The 18,423-nt window shown below is 45.0% G+C and carries 15 protein-coding genes; 7 read left to right on the top strand and 8 right to left on the bottom strand.

Annotated features, from left to right (window positions below; genetic code table 11):
* Nucleotides 1-75: 75 nt before the first annotated feature.
* The 3 genes from J7529_RS13270 to J7529_RS13260 all read right to left on the bottom strand — a co-directional run bounded on the left by J7529_RS13270 (nt 76) and on the right by J7529_RS13260 (nt 5,000).
* On the bottom strand, nt 76-690 hold the full coding sequence (locus J7529_RS13270) for a Uma2 family endonuclease (RefSeq protein WP_271938091.1): 615 nt from the start codon (nt 688-690) through the stop codon (nt 76-78).
* A 147-nt stretch (nt 691-837) separates the two neighbouring features.
* A complete protein-coding gene (locus tag J7529_RS13265) occupies nt 838-2,328 on the bottom strand; it encodes a hypothetical protein (protein ID WP_318729345.1) in 1,491 nt (496 codons plus the stop codon).
* Between the two features lie 26 nt (nt 2,329-2,354).
* Complete coding sequence (locus tag J7529_RS13260) at nt 2,355-5,000, bottom strand: hypothetical protein (protein WP_318729344.1); 2,646 nt, start codon at nt 4,998-5,000, stop codon at nt 2,355-2,357.
* A 289-nt stretch (nt 5,001-5,289) separates the two neighbouring features.
* On the opposite strand from J7529_RS13260, the gene J7529_RS13255 reads away from it, so the two are divergent.
* From J7529_RS13255 to cobT, 3 genes are read left to right on the top strand one after another with little or no spacing between them, the layout of a single operon-like run.
* Nucleotides 5,290-5,997, top strand: a complete 708-nt coding sequence (locus J7529_RS13255; protein ID WP_271938098.1) for a Crp/Fnr family transcriptional regulator — start codon at nt 5,290-5,292, stop codon at nt 5,995-5,997.
* Nucleotides 5,998-6,028: 31 nt separating this feature from the next.
* Nucleotides 6,029-6,673, top strand: coding sequence for a DUF2232 domain-containing protein (locus tag J7529_RS13250; RefSeq protein WP_271938099.1), 645 nt, complete (start codon nt 6,029-6,031; stop codon nt 6,671-6,673).
* Between the two features lie 31 nt (nt 6,674-6,704).
* Nucleotides 6,705-7,796, top strand: a complete 1,092-nt coding sequence (gene cobT / locus J7529_RS13245; protein WP_413038884.1) for a nicotinate mononucleotide-dependent phosphoribosyltransferase CobT — start codon at nt 6,705-6,707, stop codon at nt 7,794-7,796.
* Nucleotides 7,797-7,862: 66 nt separating this feature from the next.
* Here cobT and J7529_RS13240 read toward each other — a convergent pair whose 3' ends face one another.
* Nucleotides 7,863-8,249: a hypothetical protein gene (locus J7529_RS13240; protein WP_318729342.1), complete on the bottom strand. Its 387-nt coding sequence runs from the start codon at nt 8,247-8,249 to the stop codon at nt 7,863-7,865.
* Between the two features lie 134 nt (nt 8,250-8,383).
* Between J7529_RS13240 and J7529_RS13235 the strand changes: the two genes are divergently transcribed.
* Nucleotides 8,384-9,544, top strand: a complete 1,161-nt coding sequence (locus J7529_RS13235) for an extracellular solute-binding protein (protein ID WP_318729341.1) — start codon at nt 8,384-8,386, stop codon at nt 9,542-9,544.
* Nucleotides 9,545-9,584: 40 nt separating this feature from the next.
* Nucleotides 9,585-12,296 carry a hybrid sensor histidine kinase/response regulator gene (locus J7529_RS13230; RefSeq protein WP_318729340.1) on the top strand — a complete coding sequence of 904 codons (2,712 nt, stop codon included), beginning with the start codon at nt 9,585-9,587 and terminating at the stop codon, nt 12,294-12,296.
* Between the two features lie 110 nt (nt 12,297-12,406).
* Here J7529_RS13230 and cimA read toward each other — a convergent pair whose 3' ends face one another.
* The gene (gene cimA / locus J7529_RS13225) at nt 12,407-14,068 is read right to left on the bottom strand and encodes a citramalate synthase (protein ID WP_318729339.1); all 1,662 of its coding nucleotides are present in this window, start codon (nt 14,066-14,068) and stop codon (nt 12,407-12,409) included.
* 78 nt (nt 14,069-14,146) lie between these two features.
* Here cimA and J7529_RS13220 point away from each other — a divergent pair, with 78 nt between their 5' ends.
* Nucleotides 14,147-14,488 (top strand): 2Fe-2S iron-sulfur cluster-binding protein, encoded by a 342-nt coding sequence (locus J7529_RS13220; protein ID WP_318729338.1) that lies wholly within the window; start codon nt 14,147-14,149, stop codon nt 14,486-14,488.
* Between the two features lie 19 nt (nt 14,489-14,507).
* On the opposite strand, the gene J7529_RS13215 is transcribed toward J7529_RS13220, so the two are convergent.
* From J7529_RS13215 to hemE, 3 genes are all read right to left on the bottom strand, one after another.
* Complete coding sequence (locus J7529_RS13215) at nt 14,508-15,395, bottom strand: 4-hydroxybenzoate solanesyltransferase (protein ID WP_318729337.1); 888 nt, start codon at nt 15,393-15,395, stop codon at nt 14,508-14,510.
* 84 nt (nt 15,396-15,479) lie between these two features.
* Complete coding sequence (locus tag J7529_RS13210; protein ID WP_271938110.1) at nt 15,480-16,502, bottom strand: NAD-dependent epimerase/dehydratase family protein; 1,023 nt, start codon at nt 16,500-16,502, stop codon at nt 15,480-15,482.
* 6 nt (nt 16,503-16,508) lie between these two features.
* Complete coding sequence (gene hemE / locus J7529_RS13205; RefSeq protein WP_271938112.1) at nt 16,509-17,585, bottom strand: uroporphyrinogen decarboxylase; 1,077 nt, start codon at nt 17,583-17,585, stop codon at nt 16,509-16,511.
* A gap of 274 nt (nt 17,586-17,859) precedes the next feature.
* Between hemE and J7529_RS13200 the strand changes: the two genes are divergently transcribed.
* Nucleotides 17,860-18,369: a phycobiliprotein lyase gene (locus tag J7529_RS13200; RefSeq protein WP_318729336.1), complete on the top strand. Its 510-nt coding sequence runs from the start codon at nt 17,860-17,862 to the stop codon at nt 18,367-18,369.
* The last annotated feature ends 54 nt before the right edge of the window (nt 18,370-18,423 follow it).

Raw genomic sequence — 18,423 nt, 5'->3', positions numbered from 1 at the left:
AGGGAGTTAAGACATTTTCTGTTCCCTGTTTCCTAAAACTACAATTTAGCTGTCCTAACTTAACGAGTTCCTTGACTATGAATTAACTCCACCTCTTAAAACTTGCACCACAGACAAAGTCCTATCTCCTGAAAATCCCTGCAAAAAGGGTGACTCTAGCACTTCTTCTCCAGAAAACCCTCGCGACTCATACAACCCTTCGACTAGCACAAATACGGTTATTCGTTCTTCCATGGGATCGACAATCCAATACTCGGAGATGCCCCTGGACTGATACTGTGAAAGCTTATACCGATAATCTCGGTTTGCGTTCTCTTTGCCTGGTGAAACCACTTCCACGACTAACTGAGGTGGAGACATCTCCAAGCTAACTGTGGAGCGACTTGCTCCTTGTAGGGACTGCGCTCCTTCTTCTGACAACACTAACAGATCGGGCACTCTAACTGTTGGCCGAAGTCCACTCACCACTACTTCCGTCTTCATCCTCAAATAGTGAGGTAAAATTCCAATCTGTAGGAAATACGCAAACAGAAACGATTCAATACGCTGATTGCGATCGCTCTCTGGAGGCATAACTACCAACTCCCCATCTTCTAACTGATATACCGTATCTGTGCCATCATCATAATTCAGAAACTCCTCTAGACTCATACCCTTAAGCTCCTGCAAAGCTTCAAGTGCGACTACCATTTTTGCTCTACCTCCCAGACAATAATGGATCGAGATCTATACTTATCTTATCAATTAAAAATTTAAAATTTAAAATGGTTTTTTGTGGTTGGTAATTACAAGTTAAGGTGATGTACAGTTTGTCAGCTCCCTCTTCCCTAACCCCCCTTACCAAAGTACTAAATAGGGATCGTCTAAGGTTTGGTTAGAGGTGGCGAGAACTTGCTTAAATTGATTCATCACGATCGCTCTTTGTTCTGGATTGAGAGTATATAATCCAGTTCCTTGAGCAATAAATAGGGGTTGATTAAACTCTAATTGAGGACTCAGGTAAAGGCGATCTGATGTTTTCGGAAGTAGTCCAGGAGGAAGATTGCCTGCGAGCAGTTTGCGCAAGCGATCGCCACAAACTGCCGTATTAATCCCTCGTTGTTCTAACAAGGAGAAAATCTGCCCTTCGGCGATCGCCTCATTGGGCATTACCCTAAGCAATTCTAACAACAGAAAATAATCACTATATTGATGGCGTACTGTATTGAGAACTTGGGGATAGAGCGGTACATTCGCTAATCCATAAGCTACCCGACTACATTTAGGCGGTTGACCTTGTGGGGTACGGTCTTGAATAATTGCCGCGCTGGGTAGTTTTTGCCGTAACCAACGGGCGATCGCCACTAAAGATGCACTCCCCCCCGTACACAAAGCCTGGCGTATTCCTTGAGGGGCGACTCCCGTCTTGATAAACAGGCGATTAATCTCCCGATTCAGGGCACGCAAAAAAGGCACAAACACCTTCATCTCTAAATCGCGACGCTGAATAGTCCACTTTTGCTGCTTGAGGCGTACTGTAATCTGGTTTTGTGCCTGAAGTCTATGCTTAACCTCTCTGGCGATCGCCAATAACCCCTGACCCCAATCCGAACGTCCCAAATATTGGCTGAACTGATAACGGGTTTCTAAATCTACCTCTCCCACTTGGGGCAACTTTATTCCCTGCTCTTGCTCTGATGAAGCAGATAATAAGGGATGATCCCCATTCAACAACAACTGAGCAATAATATCCTGATCGATCGCATCTCCCCCATAAGCCAAAGATCCCAAATAGAAATTTTCCGACTTGAGTTGGGATTTGTTTAACGGAACATCCACCAGAGCGAACTCCGTCGTCGTTGCTCCCGAATCTAGAATTAATGTTGCGCCTTGCCATTGAGTACCCTGAGCCGTATCACGCAACTCTGATATGACTAAAGCAATTGGCTCCTCTAAGAACAGAATTTGGTGAGGCTGATCTACCCAACCTGTCCTTAAAATTGCCTCTCGCAGATTAAAGCGATAGGCATCACTCCAATGGGCCGGACAGCCCACAATTACCCCACTTAACTGATTCCAAATCTCTTGGCCATACTGTTCTTGCTCATTCGCCATCCCTTGCAACTGGGCCACCATCTCCTCAATAATCGAGGCCCCATCGACCCCAGGTAAACTCCAATCTAAGTAAAGTTTTAGAGACACCCCAACCTGGGTTCGCTGAGTGGGGAAACGCTCCCAGGGATAAAAACAGCGTGTTGAGTAATTGAGGAACACGGCTGAGATGCCAGTCGTTCCCCAATCGATTCCTAGATACCACAGCGGATTTTGCCCATCAGAATGACTCTTCACACTTCTGCTCTCTTTCATTCTCAGAATTAATTCTTCTTCAAAGAATTCAATGGTGGCTCAGGATCATCATCATCTGCAAACCCTTCAAAGACATCATCTAGGCTCAAGGTTTCTTCTACAGTTGTCCCATCAGGTTGACTTGATGCCGGGAGGGGTTCATCTAGGTTTACCGTTTCTCCCCGCAAAAATCCTTCAAACATATTTTCTATCGTAGATGTGCCTTTTGGCGATCGCCCAGTGGATGGATCGATAGCATCCTTATCCCCCTGATTGTATTCCTCAAACACATTATCTACGGTAATGGATTTCGGCTCTTCAGTGTCTAAATTCTCAGACTCTTCCCCAAACACCGTATCGATGCTTAAAGACTCTGGCAAGTTGATACTGCTTTCATCTTCCCACAGACCGGTTAAATCTGCTGTTTCTTCCTCTGGAGTTGACTCCTGAAATGTAGGATCTTCTGGGAATCCTTCAAATAAACTATCTACTGTTACTCCAGGTTCAGAATTTTCTCGATCTTCAGGTTCTTCTTGTTCTGCTGAAGTCCCTGACTCAGGAGAAGTTAAAATTTCATTGAGGAAATTCTCCGTATTTATGGGAGCCTCTTCTTCATTCATGACGGTCTCTTCTTCAGGAGCAGAAATTGTAGAACTGGCGGGTTCTAAATTCCCAAAGAGATCCGTAACTTGCTCTTCTGGAACTGGCTCAGGAACGGGTAAAGTTCCCTCACCTTCGAGACTAAATAAATCCTGACTTAACTGTTCTAAGACTTCGCCTTGTAAATTTAACTGACTGACCTCCTGTGGTTCTTCGATCTCGGTGGGTAATAAGACTTCATCGGGAGAAGCAGAGATATAAAGATCTTCTGTGGCGTTTAAGGGGGTTTCGTCGGCCCAATGGGTTTCTAGGCTCTGTGATGTAATCTGAGGTGGTGAATCTTCTTCGCCAAATAACTCCATAAAAGTTTCTAGAGATACTGGATCTTCCACTTGGGAAGGAGCCGGAGCGCCTTCAAATAAATCTGATTCTAGAACTGAAGAGGGTGAGGATAAGTCAGTTGCAGGGAATTCCTCTGCGGCTAAAGGTTCTTGTGGCTCGTCTGTTTGGGCTTCAACATCACCTAGTCCTTCAAATAAATCTGATTCTAGGGTTTCGGCGATCGCCTCTTCATCTACAGGTTGCTCCCCTTGTGCTTCTGGTGGCGCGATCGCTTCTACATCCAATTCTGGTTCAGGTTCTTCAGCAATTTCATCCACTTCTGCCTGTTCTGCAAACTCTTGCAGGGGATCATCAGATTCCCCCTCGTCTTCCCTTTCACCTGTTGTAAACCGATCGGAAGCAAACAGTGCATCATAAAATTCATCACCTTCCATTTCCTCTTCTAGGAGCTGATTGGCATCCGCTGATGGCTCGTTAGAGAGTTGATCGATTTGATTCTCTTCAATCTCTGTAATTTCAACAATCTCTTCAACCTCTTCAAATTGTTCAAAAAACTCCAACCCGATCTCTTCATCAAGATCTACTAACTCTTCTAATTCCTCTGTCTCCTCATCATCTATGGATTCCGGTTCAAAGCTATCCTCTTCCTCCTCAACCTCTTGGGCTAACTCAACCGACTCGGTTAAATGCTGGAGATCGCTAGGTTGGACAATAGGGCGATCGGGAGGATCTGAGGTTTGGGCATTTTGGGCTGCTCGATCGGTTTCAGGAGCGATCGCCGAAGGAGTTAGGGATTTCCCTCCACTTGGTGTTTCTAATGTTTCTCCCAAAGAGTCTTCAGAACGGCTTTGAATATAAGAGGATGCTTCTCGTCCCAACTGGGATGCTAAACGATTTACCAAGGCACTAAACATCACCTCGCCCTGTTGACCCAAGCTATACATATGCTCAATGCCTTGGGTCATTGATTCACTATAGCTTTGAAGATTACTTTGCAGTGTCTCAAAAACCACATTGATCGAGGTGTCTAGGGTTTTGAGTAGTTTATCTGATTGAGCTTGCAGCGCCCTCAATTGTTCAAGTCGTTCTTGGGGAGTCAACAGAGCTGGATCGGTGCTACTATCAGCAGCCAGAATTGGATCGTGGGGTTCGCGGGACTGATATTGCAGCAGTTCTACCTGCAAATCGGCTAAATTCTGAGCCACCTGTTGGGTTAAACTTTCTGCACAGCGATCGATCAGAGTTTGGAAAAACTCAGTCATCATTTTCTGAGATTGACCCGACATCGCATTCTTGCCACGCTGTTGATCTAGATATTGCAGCTCCTGGCGCATCTGTTCCCGCTGGTTTTGTAGGGCCGCAATTTCTTCTTGCAAGGGGATCAGAATGCTCGATCGCAAATCTTGCACCACAGCTTGCACAATTTGTTGATTTGCCGAGTTCGGTGGTTCTAGTATCGGTTGGCGCTCTTGGGACAGATCCGCCCCCAGTAAAGAAAGACGACGGCGACTGGCAGGTGTCGAACGGCTTGAGGGAGGAAGTTGACCTTTAGCAGCAGGGCGCTGAGTTGGGGAAGGGGGTAAACTGCCTAAATACTCCCGAACCCGTCTTAAAACTCGACGTTGTTGGCTCACCTCTCCCGCCATCACCCAGGGAAGGCGAGACTGGGTTTTGGATAGCACACTATCGATTTCTGTTATCAGTGCTTGACGCTGGTCAGTCTGAGGTGTCACAATCGTCATCCCTAACTATATGTTCGGTCGGTTTTGCTGAAGGTGAGCATACTGCAAGCAGTTTAAGTCAAAACTGAGTAAGAAGGGGGGATTTGATGCGAAAATTAACTTTATCTTACTTTATGGGTTCACGTTATTGAGGGCGATCGCCCCAATCGACTGATAAATCTTGTAGATTTTGAGGCACTTTACGTTATGATTGCCTTATCGTTTAGGTTGTAAACTCATGGCCTGCCCTCCAGACCCATTTTTAATTTTTAATTTTTAATTTTTAATTGATATTACCCCTATGGTAGAACGACACAAGTCCCGTGGTGAATTGAATCAGCGTGAACTGATTAAGTCAGCTCCCTTTTTTGAAGGGTTACCGGAGGAGATTGTTGAACGGACGACGGCGCAAGTGGTGGTGCGAGAACATCCTTCTAACCAGGTCATCCTATTGGAAAATGATTGGGGTAGCTCGGTTTATTTTATTTTGGAAGGATGGGTTAAGATCCGCACTTATAATTTAGATGGTAAAGAGGTTACCCTCAATATTATTGGTAAGGGGGAGTTATTTGGAGAAATGGCTCCCCTCGAAGAGGTGCCACGCTCTACTGATGTGATTACCCTCGCCCCAACCACGATTGGCAATATGCCCGCTAGTGATTTTGTTAACTTGATTCATACGGAACCAAAGGCGGGTATCCGGTTGGCCCAATTGATGGCACGGCGCTTACGACAAGTCAACCGACGGTTACGACTACGGGAGTCTGATAGTACCTCCCGTGTAGCGGATATCCTCTTGTTTTTGGCTGATGGTCAAGGAACGAAAACGGCTGAGGGGGTAGAAATTCCCAATCTCCCCCATCGGGAATTAAGTAGTTTGAGTGGATTAGCGCGTGAAACGGTTACCAGAGTTTTAAGTAAATTGGAAAAGAAAAAGTTGATTGTGCGCCCCGATCGCGATACTCTTTGTATTCCAGATTTGGGTGCTTTAGAGCGCCTGATGGTTTGATGGGTAATGAGGTAATAGGTAGTCATAGGTAATGGGTAATCAGAAGCCGGAGAGTCAAGTTAATCTGACCTTACCTCTAGTAGAATCAGCGTTTTTGGCAAGTACGTCTAGTCTGATTTGGTTGGTTAATTATTATTTTCCACCTGGGCCATTATTGCGGATCTTTTTTCCCGTACCGATCGCCTTGGCGTATTTGCGTTGGGGCAGTCGCAATGCTTGGATGACTATGACGGTAACGGGTTTGCTGTTAACCGTTTTAATGGGACCAACCCGCAGTATCCTGTTTCTGATTCCCTTTGGACTGTTGGGAGTGCAGTTGGGGATGATGTGGAAGCGGGGAGCAAGTTGGTTGGTGTCTATTGGCTTAGGAACGCTGTTGGGAGCGATCGGATTTTTCTTCAAAATTTGGTTGGTGTCCATTCTCCTGGGTGAGGATTTATGGCTGTATCTGATGGCACAGGTGACTAGCTTGATCGATTGGATATTCCTGAAGTTGGGATTATTGGCCGAGCCGGATATCACGATCGTACAGGCGATCGCCGTAGTCATGATTTTAGTCAATAACTTGATCTATTTGTTCGTTGTCCATTTGGTCTCTAGTTTGCTTCTCGAAAAGTTGGGTAACCCCATTCCCTTGCCTCCCGCTTGGGTGGAAATTCTGTTAGATCGGGAATAGGGAATGGGGGAGAATGGAATGGTTCACTGATATGATTTGTGTTTACACTGCGCTCGAGCAGGGGCAGCATTGGTTAAATAAGTATCGTGGAAGTCGGCCCCATTTTGCTTGTATTCTCGGTTTCACAGAAACGGCATTAATTCCGGGAATCTCTGCTGCCGGAGCAACGCCGGAAGACCGGCGCTATACCTGTTTGGCAGATGCTGAGTTTTTATACAATGGAGTAACTCCGAGATATGCTTATCCGTTACCTCCCTTACATGCTGGTATTTCTCCCGTCTTTATCTCCCGTGCTATTTGTGAAGCGCTCCAGATTCCCATTACTTTGTTGAATGCAGGATTACCCATTCCTCCCCCTGTAGAAGCGGTAGATTTGGGGGGAACTCCTGCCTTCTGTGTCAGTAGCGGACAAGCTTTAGATCGCGAAAGGGTTCGTCATCTGTTTAACCAAGGGCAAAAATGGGGAACACAGTTAGCTCAACACACTGATTATTTAATTATCGGTGAATGTGTCGTAGGCGGAACAACCACCGCATTAAGTATTTTAACGGGATTGGGATGGCCAGCATCGGGTAAAGTCAATAGTAGTCATCCCACCTGTAACCACGCTCAGAAAATAGAGGTGGTGAAGCAGGGGTTAGAGCGTGCAAGATGGTTCGATCGGCCCGGATCGGTGTGGGAATTAATGGCAGCAGTAGGCGATCCCATGCAACCGGTAGCTGCTGGAATGGCGATCGCCGCGAGTCAATATTGTGGTGTTCTCTTGGCTGGCGGCACTCAACTGTTAGCTGTGTATGGTTTAATGCAAGCTATTGCTCAGGAGGAAAACCGGATTTGGGATACGTCTGAAGTGGTGGTGGGAACGACGCGATGGGTGGCTGAAGATCCAACGGGAGACACGGTTGGTTTAGCGAAACTATTACCTCCAGTTCCATTAATGGCAACCCAACTGAGTTTTGCCCAATCTCACTATCACTCACTTCAAATGTATGAACAAGGGTTCGTAAAGGAAGGTGTTGGTGCGGGGGGTTGTGCGATCGCCGCTACCCTGTGCCAAAATTGGAGACGAAAAGACCTCCTTGAGGCGATCGAAACCTTAATCGACCGTTATTCTCATGGGTAATGGGTAATATATTAGGTATAGGTCAATCATTTTCCCTATTTATCCCCTATTTCCTAGTCCCCAGCGCTATAATTGAATCCGCTTAGACAGTAATTGCTCCTCTAGAGCAGCAATGCGATTATAAGCAGCGGTCAGTTGTGCAGTTAAGCGCTGCACTTGCAGTTCAGGAGATAAATATGCATCTGACCGGGATTCAGATATCTCACGACGGTTATCATAATCATCATCAACTAATACATCTTTATGATCCCAAATGGGGAGATCGGATAACTCATGAGTATAGGAATGATTACTAGTACCCCGTTCTGGCAGATGAGTCTCTTCTACTGGGAGATGGCTCGACCCAGGTTGAGATTCTAGCAAAGAGAATTTAGAATTAAGCCGTTCAATCGCATGGGACATGCTTTCTATTTTTTCCATCAGCATCATAATTTGGGTTTCCAAAATTTCCATAGGGGACTCCAGAAGTTACAGGTGAGGATTGTTCTCTACGATTTTAGATAGGCTTTGACAAGATTCTTGATTTATTTTTGAATCATTTAACTTTTAGTAAAAACTGTAAATAAATACTTAACATTTTCTCAGTTATGGATCGTCGAAGATTTTTGTCGGGAAGCCTGAAAACCGCCACTTTAGGACTATCGAGCCTATCATTGTCCTCAGTCTTGACTACAGGATGTAGTCCCACTGCTAGCTTAAAGATTTCGATTCTCAAGGGATCGATTCCAGCGACGTTAATCAATGAACTCAAAAAAGGACTACCGGAGAGTGTGAATTTAGAAGTGATCCCGGTTAGTCAACTCGATCGCCTATTCCAATCTTTGAAGCGAGAACCCAAGGATTCTGAGAATTCGGTATGGAGAAGTTTAGCTTTTTGGCAAACGGCTCCCTCTGCTCCGGATCTCGTGACGCTTGGAGATGCTTGGTTAAGGGAGGCGATCGCCAATCAACTCATTCAACCCATCGATACCTCTTTACTTTCTTGGGATCAATTACCTAAAAGTTGGCAGAGCTTAGTAATGCGCGATCGCCAAGGGAATCTCGATCCGAATGGCGAAGTTTGGGGAGTACCCTACAGTTGGGGAACCACGGCGATCGTTTATCGACCAGATAAATTTAAATCCCTCGGTTGGGAACCCACAGATTGGTCTGATTTGTGGCGAGAAGAATTGCAAGGTCAAATTTCCCTACTCAATCAACCCAGAGAAGTGATTGGTTTAACCCTAAAATCCCTCGGTTATTCCTATAACACTCCCGATTTAGAAACCATTCCCGAATTACTTCCAACCCTAAAACGACTTAATCACCAAGTTAAATTTTATAGCTCCGACCAATATTTACAACCTCTAATTGAAGGGGATTCTTGGTTAGCTCTTGGATGGTCAACAGATATTCTACCGATCTTAAATCAGTATAAACTTAAAGCTATTATTCCCCAATCTGGAACTGCACTGTGGGCGAATACTTGGGTCAGTCCTAAGCTGAGTCCTAAGAACTCCGGTATTCAGGAATGGATGAACCAGTTTTTAAACTCGGATTTAGCCCTCAAACTCTCTCAATTTACCGATACCGCCTCACCGCTATTAATTACTACGAACCGTGAGAGTTTACCTACATCTATCCTTCAATCTGGAGTGAAGTTCCCCGATCCTAGCATTTTTGCCAATAGTGAATTTCTCTTACCCCTCTCGGAGCAAACTCAGCAGAGCTATACCCAACTTTGGAAACAGATGCGGAGTAATGAATAATTGTTAATTGATACTACCAGCGCGATGCGCTCTAAAGTCCATGCAGAATAACTTTCTTTTTTTCAAGCGATATAACCAAATTATTTTGGCTACTTTCTCTGTGATTTTCTTATCCTGTTGTGGATTGGTATACCTCAAATTTGAGACCCAATACAATTATCGCATTAATGAATTAGAAGATAGCTTTGAAAAACGGGTACTCAATCTCGATTTTTGGATGAAATCTGCCACCCTACAAATTGATGGGTTACAAGTTCAAGCTCAAGCTTTTTTAAGAAATCATCCTGAACCCTCAAACAATTGGCCCTTATTAGAACAGTTTGCCCAAACCGATGGCATTTTTAACCTGGATGCGGTTACACCAGAGGGAGACCCTCGGGAAATGGGTAACATTACAGGTTTTGGTTCAGTACAAAACCGCTCGCCAGATTTCTATCGAGATTTAGAAATGACCTGGAATCTGAATTCCAAATTTGAGGCAGTTCTTCAGACGGTACCCAATGTGGCATGGCTTTACTATGTGTCCAAGCACAATTTTATTATCGTTGCTCCTTGGTTTTCATCTGAAGAGGTAACTATTTTGGATACAACGATCACTAAAGATTTTTATATTTTGGGATTACCGGAAAATAATCCAAAACGCGAGCGCTTTTGGACACAACCCTATATTGATGAAAGTGGCAAAGGTTTAATGGTAACCTTGGCCAAGCCGATTTACGATGAAGATGATTTTTTGGGGACGGTTTGTCTCGATTTTACTCTGGATGTATTGACGGATTTTGTCATTAGTGAAGATCCAGATGATGGAACGCTGCTAGTAATCGACAGTTATGGCAATTTGCTCGCACATCCCACCTTAGTCAAATCATCCGATCAAGACGTTCAATCGGTACAAACTTCACTTCCTGAAGGGATTGACCTCAAGGATATTTTGCAGACTGAACCCAACTCCATTGTGCAAATCAATAATCACTTATTCATCTACCGAGAACTGGATAATGTTCCCTGGAAAACCATTTTATTTGTGCCCAAACAAGTCATTTTGTGGAAATCCATATCGGATGCTGGTGTGAGCTTTATTCTGCTACTTCCTGGAATTGGATTGATTTTAGGATTGAGTGCCTTTATGACTCACAAAGAATTTATTTATCCCTCTCAACAATTAGTGCAGCATATCGAAAGAGAAAATAGTGGAAAACCGTCTCCTATTCCTCAAGTTCCCAAAAATTGGAATCCTTGGTTTACAACTGTTTCCAGTACTTTTTCACAGAACCGTAGCCTCTTGACAGAATTAGAACAAAGGGTTGCCGATCGCACGGCTGAATTAGAAGTTGCCAAGAAAAAAGCCGAGGTTGCTAACCAAGCAAAGAGCGAGTTTTTAGCGAATATGAGCCATGAGTTACGAACGCCTCTGAATGGCATTTTGGGTTATGCCCAAATCATGGAACGCTCTCAGGATTTGAATGAACATCGCCAAGGAGTTCATGTTATCGAACAAGCAGGTTCTCACTTATTGACGTTAATTAATGATATTTTAGACTTGGCTAAAATCGAAGCCAAAAAAATGGAACTTTATTTGAAAAGCTTCTATTTTCCTTCTTTTTTGTCGGGAGTGTCAGAAATTGGACGAGTACGAGCGGAAACCAAAGGAGTCAGCCTAAGTTTTCAGGCTGGAGAACATCTACCTAATACTATCCTAGCCGATGAAAAGCGCTTGCGTCAAGTTCTATTGAATTTGTTAGGAAATGCGATTAAATTTACTGAAGAAGGTCAAGTTATTTTCACGGTAACCAGTCAAGATTTACCCGGGGATAGCCCAGAGAAAAATCCTCTTTCTCCGAAAGCAAGAATTTGTTTTACGGTACAAGATACGGGAGTGGGAATGACTCCAGAACAATTGGAAAAAATCTTTCTTCCCTTTGAACAAGTGGGGTCTAAGTCGAAGCAATCAGAGGGAACCGGCTTAGGGCTAACGATTAGTCGTCAAATTGTGGCGATGATGGGCAGTGAAATTAAGGTGAAAAGTAGGTTAGGTGCGGGGAGTACGTTTTGGTTTGAACTGGATGTAGCGATCGCCGAGGAATGGGTTCAAAGCGCGACCGTATCGAAAAAAGGGAAGATTATTGGCTATGAAGGGGAACCAAAGAAAATCTTGATTGTCGATGATGGCTCGGTTAATCGCGTTGTAATTGCTGAAGTTTTAAGACCGTTAGGATTTATCATTGATGAAGCAGGAAATGGTCGCCAAGGACTAGAAGAGTTGGAAGCTTTTCAACCTGATTTTATCATAACTGATATTGTAATGCCGGAAATGGATGGTTACGAATTAGTGCGAACCATTCGTGAGTCCTATGCCCAAAACTTGCCCATTTTAGCGGCGAGTGCAAGTATCTCGTTAGCGGATCAAAGTTTAGCAATCGCTGCTGGATGTAATGACTTTTTATCCAAGCCAATTAATTTTGAAATGCTATTTGATCATCTACAAAAATACTTAAATTTACAGTGGATCTATGAAACAGGAAATGAAGGAAAAACCGATACAGAACTAGCAGCAATGGTTATTCCTCCTATCGAGAAACTACAAGCTATTTATGAAGCGGCTAAAATTGGGGATATCGAAGAAATCGAATTACTTGCTGGAGAAATCGCTGAACAGGATTCAAGATACGAGCAATTTACACAACGACTACTAGAATTAGCTTCTCGATTTGATGATCGCCCCATTCTTGACTTAATTCAACCTTATATTTAAGCAGTCTTTCCTCCTAATTTATATCGGTGGTGCGTTACACTGCACTAACGCACCTTACTTGAGTGTCTCCCCTGTTCCCTAACCTCCACAGATCATGTTTTCAGCCAGCCCTAGCCTAAAGAAGCCATATCAATAGATTGAGAATGGTCTTTTTCCTGGGCTTGATGAACTAAGAGTAAGCCATATTCTAGACCTTCAACAACGGCTTGATAGGACGCATCTAAAATATTTGTGGATACGCCTATGGTTGTCCATCGATTTAATCCATCACTCGATTCGACTAATACCCTGGTTTTAGCTGAAGTTCCGGCTGTTCCATCGAGAATTCGGACTTTATAGTCAGTTAAATAGAAACCCCCAATTTCTGGGTAAAATTTCACCAAGGCTTTTCTGAGTGCTGCATCGAGTGCAGCCACGGGGCCATTTCCTTCGGCAACTTCGAGAAAATTGCGCTCATTTACCCTCACTTTGATGGTGGCTAACCCATTACTGGTCATGGTCGGATCTACCGTGGGCGCTCCCATGTCACAATGGACATTAAATCCCTTGATTTCAAACCAGGATTGAGCTTGCCCTAAAGCCGACCGCATTAAGAGTTCAAAGCTGGCTTCTGCCCCTTCAAATTGATAGCCTTGATTTTCTAGATCCTTCAGCCGTTCTAAAATTTGCCGACAAGCAGGATTGTGTTTATCTAATTCGATGCCAAAAGAGCGGGCTTTCGCTAAAATGTTACTTAATCCGGCTTGATCGGAGACCACAATCCGCCGTTGATTGCCGATTTTTTCCGGTTGTAAATGTTCGTAGGTGAGGGGATTTCGCGCGACTGCAGAGACATGAATACCACCTTTATGGGCAAAGGCAGAACGGCCGACAAAGGGGGCATGATGATTGGGGGCTAAATTGACGACTTCACTGACAAATCTACTGGTTTCCGTGAGGTTGGCTAATTGGTCTTCGGCTAAACAGGAATAGCCGAGTTTGAGTTGCAAATTGGGGATGACAGAGCAGAGGTTGGCATTGCCGCAGCGTTCGCCATAGCCATTGATAGTTCCTTGTACCATTTGCGCTCCCTCTTGCACAGCGGCGATCGCATTAGCAACTGCTGTATCGGAGTCATTATGGGGGTGAATCCCTAGTTTTACGGTATAATTGTGCTGCTGAAAATGGGCTTTTACCTCTCGCACAATAGCAGTGATTTCATAGGGTAGGGTTCCGCCATTGGTATCGCACAGTACCACCCATTCTGCACCTGCTTGTACCGCCTGGTCTAGGGTAGAGAGGGCATATTCAGGATTTTGCTTGTAGCCATCAAACCAATGTTCTGCGTCGTACATGATGCGACGACCTTGAGTGAGGAAATACTCGGCCGTATCTGCAATCATAGCTAAATTTTCTTCTAAGGTCGTATGTAATCCTTCCGTGACATGCAGATCCCAAGATTTACCAAAAAAGCAGATCCATTGGGTTCCAGCACCGAGAATGGCTTGGATCATGGGATCGTCAGCCGCTTGGGTATGAGGACGACGGGTAGAACAGAAGGCAACTAAGGCGGATTGCGTGAGGGGTTGTTCTTTCAGATGCCAGAAAAATTGCACATCTTTGGGGTTTGCACCGGGCCAACCCCCTTCAATAAAGGGAACCCCTAGTTGATCGAGGCGGCGGACAATTCGTAGTTTATCGTCTAGGGAGAGCGAAAGTCCTTCTCGTTGAGCGCCATCTCGGAGTGTCGTGTCGTAGATCCAGATGGGTTGAAGGTTGGATAAGGTAGTCATGCAATTAAACCCGCTTGCGTCAGGCGATCGATTTCGTCCTTAATTGTAGAGAAAGAGTTAAGCAGGAAAATGTAAATTATGGTGAAGATTAAAGTAGCTAGCCAAGAGATTACCTGTGAGTCGGGAGCCAATTTGCGCCAAGTGCTGTTGGCCCATGATATTGCACTATATAACGGTCAGTCAAAGGCGATCAATTGCCGAGGAATTGGGACTTGTGGCACTTGTGCAGTGTATGTGGAGGGTGCGGTTTCGCCCCCAAATTGGCGCGATCGCACTCGGAGATCGCTTCCTCCCCATTCTGGCGATCGCCCTTTGCGTTTGGCTTGTCAGACTCAGGTTTTGGGTGATATTTCTGTGACTAAATTTGATGGGTTTTGGGGACAGGGAGAGCAACCGGTTTGGACTCCAGAGATCCGCTAGTCAGAAGTAAGCCCTTTGATTAAGCCAAGAGTGTGCCGGAAATCATCGCAGCTAAGAGGACAAAGCCGATGATCACGTTTTGACCAAAAATTTGACCGTAGAGGGTGGGGGAAACTTCCGGTTGCAGGAGATCGTAAACCTGTTTCGCCCAGAAGATAATGGCGAGGCTCCACCCCAACCAAAATGTCCAGTTTAATGCCATGAATTGGCTCTCTAAGGCTAATAAAACAGCAGTTCCGGCAAAAAAAATGCCTACAGCGATGGGAGTTTTATCGCCGAAAAACAGGGCACTGGAGTTGACACCGATCCGTTCGTCATCTTGGCGATCGGGGAGGGCGTAGACTGTATCAAATGCTAGAGTCCAGAGGATCACCGCGCTCCAGAGTACCCAAGTGGCAGGTTCGAGGTTAGCAGTAACGGCGCTCCAGCTAATCAGTACGGCAAATCCCCAGGCAATGGAGAGGACAAGTTGGGGAACCGGAAATACGCGTTTCGCGGTGGGATAAAAGACAATGACGGGAACAGCAGCGACGCACAGAAGAAAGCTAAACCGGTTGAGATAGAGGGCTAAGACAGCAGCGCACAACAGAGCTAAAATGGCGATCGCTACTCCAACCTGAATCGAGAGGGCGCGAGAAGCGAGGGGACGGCTACGAGTCCGTTCTACTTCTGGATCAATATTGCGATCCCATAGGTCATTAATCACACAACCCGCAGCACTAGTCACGAATGTACCAAAAATGATGACCCCCACTAGGGGAAGGGGCGGAGTTCCCCGTGCTGCCAGAAATACCGCCCATAACGCTGGAACCATCAGAATAAATCGACCGGCAGGTTTATTCCAGCGCAAGAGTTTGATAATACTCAGCCAGGTGGGATCGCTTTGAGGTGTCGATGGGCTAGTCATGGGCAAGTAGGGAATAGGGAATAGGGAATAGGGAATAGACAATGGGCCATTTCCGCGTCACCGTGTCCTCCCCATCCAGAAAAATCACTCAGTCTGAGTGACTGACCGAATACTGCTAATTTTAAGTAAATCGCTTAGGGTTGGACAATAAGTCGTTAAACCTAGAGTCTCTGGACTCACTGGATTTTGATAGCGAAAATGGCGATAGCGCATACAAAACTGATCCCAAGCTCCCATTTCAATTTTTACCCCAATTAGTCGTAAAATACCAATGAGGGTATCGGCTAAAGCGACAGATAGGGGAATCCGAAAATAGATTTTTTTCTGTAAAAACTGGCAAATTTGGGCAATCCCTTCATCGACGCTAAGGACGGGATTTCCTAAAACTAAATGATGGGCAAAGGCAAAACTTTCATTGGGATCGGGGGGAAGCGTATGATCGACCAAATGGGTAATGACTTGGGCAATATCATAAGCATGAAGAAAATGGAAACTACCATCGGCGCTAAAAAAACGAGCCAAGTTAATCCATTTGGGAATTTCTGATAATCCAGAGGAGAGATGGGAATAGGGTTTATTCTCATCTCCTCCAAATACTAAGGTGGGAAAGACAATGGAAATGGGAGGAGCGCTCGTTAGTTTACTCAGTTGCTGATAACAGTCGTACTTAGAGCGAATATAATCAGTTCCCAACTGTCCTGCTTGGGGTAAAAGCTGATTATCTTGACCCAAAATGCTAGCCGTAGAAAAGTAGATAACTTGGTTACAAACATTCGGATCTAAGGCTTTGATCAATTGAATGGTTTTAACCACATTAATATCAAAAACTTCCCTAGGGCCACCCCAAGCAGTAGCGGCTAAAATTGCCCCATCGACCGTACTTAACAGATCGTTATATTGGCTAATCTCGCGCAAATCGCCTTCTAATATGGTAATTCCCGATCGCGCTTGATAGTCGAATTGTAATTTTTCTGGTTTTCTCACCAGCAAAAACAAATCATGACCGGTCTTTTGAATTAATGACTCAGCAATATAGTGGCCGATGCAACCACTGGCACCGGTTATGAAAATCCGTTTTTTTTTCGGGGTTGATGGGGTTAGAGTCATAATCAGTTAACAGGTAGCCAGATCCAGTTGTTTCGCTGTTTCAAAGAAAAATTGGGCATTTTCTTCAGGGGTTCCTGGTAAAATCCCATGACCGAGGTTGAGGATATGACGCTTGTTGCCCGCTTTGCGAACGGTGTCTAACATGCGATCGCGGATAAAGTCTTTAGAGCCAAAGAGCGCACCTGGATCGACATTGCCTTGTACCCCCATGGTTTCTGGTAAGCGAGACCGAGCATCCTTCATATCTACAGTCCAGTCTACACTAATGATATCGACTCCCGATTTAGGCATCAAATCAAAAACACCAGCACTACCACTAATATATAGAATCAGGGGCGTGTCGGGATATTCAGCCTTCACTTGCTCAACCACCCGTTGTTGATAGGGTAGAGCTAAAGCTTCATAGTCAATGGGACTGAGGTTACCCGCCCAAGAGTCAAATAATTGTACGACTTGAGCACCATTTTTAATTTGGTATTTGACATAAGTCGCGATCGAATCAGCCACCTTACCCAACAGTTGGTGTAACATCTCTGGCTCACTAAAAGCCATTTGCTTAATGTTGCTATAGGTTTTTGAAGTTTTGCCTTCAATCATATAAGCGGCTAACGTCCAAGGAGAACCCACAAAACCCAACACAGCCGCCTTATTCCCAACTTCTGTCCGTAGCTCTCGCAATACTTGACCGACAAAGGGCAATGATTCTTCTGGGTTTAATGGAGTTACTGCTTCTATCTGTTGTAGAGAGCGAATCGGGGGGTCAATGACTGGCCCTTTACTCTCGACAATATCAAAGGGAATCCCCATTCCCGGTAGGGGCGTGAGAATATCGGAAAACAGAATCACCCCATCCGGTTGAAAGGCCCGATAGGGTTGCAGAGAAATTTCTAGGGATAATTCGGGATTTTCGGAGCGTTCCCGAAAGCTCGGATACTTATCTCGCAGGTCGCGGTATACTTTCATATAACGTCCTGCCTGCCGCATCATCCAAACGGGGGGGCGTGAGAGAACTTCGCCACGGGTAGCGCGTAATAGATAGGGTATCTCAGTTGATTTGGGAGATATCTCAGTTGATTCGGTCATGCTTTAAGGGTTTTTATTCCAAGGGCTGGAGATGAGTGCAAAAATTGAGGATAGGGAAGCCTGTTAGCTCGTTTCGTTGCTTCTTTGGGCTAAGAGTTGGGGACAAGCCGGTTAACTTCACCAATCCAGACAACCGGCTATAATGTTCCGGATTGCCTTACCTATCATCTCATAAGATGCGATCGCTTGAATCGTCTCCTGTAGCTCTAAAATAGAATTTTGGCTTTTTTTCCAATACTGATGCTCAACTTGTGGAGATAGTACGAGAGTTTTAATGAATATTACGGAATTTTTACAACAGACTGCGGGGAAATGGTTTTCCCAGCGCACTGCCCATCCCGTCGAATCCAGTCAAACCCAGACCGGCAAATCTACCCTCTATGTCGATTTTCTAGCCAGCGATGACCCCAAAGTAAAGGCACTTAGCGATCGCCAGGGTCTAAACAATGTCTTAGGAGGCACTCTTGTAACCTGGGAAGCCACCATTGATCCCTCTGCCCAATCCTACAAGGGAGAGCGTCTATTGGTTTGGGTGGGCGATAGTGATGTTCAAAACCCCCAGAGGGGCAAATTTTTCTCCTCCCTTGAAGGTTCTCCTCCGGGTTCTTTTAGCCTAGATGAAGACGAAATTTTAACCTTAAGAATAGAATCCCAAGGGCAAGTTTCCGAAGACCGCATCTGGTTTGCTTCCCCCAACTTTCGCCTCCGAACCAGTCTTACCCAAGTCTCGGGTGAAACCGTTTTTGCCTCTCTGTGTACTGAAATTCGATTGGGGAATGGGTAATGCTTAAAAATTAAAAATTAATAATCAACAATTATTAATTTTTAATTATATAAT

It is taken from the genome of Roseofilum sp. Guam, assembly GCF_017746735.1.
Classification (GTDB): Bacteria; Cyanobacteriota; Cyanobacteriia; order Cyanobacteriales; family Desertifilaceae; genus Roseofilum; species Roseofilum reptotaenium.
This window is presented reverse-complemented; position numbering and strand designations above follow the sequence as displayed.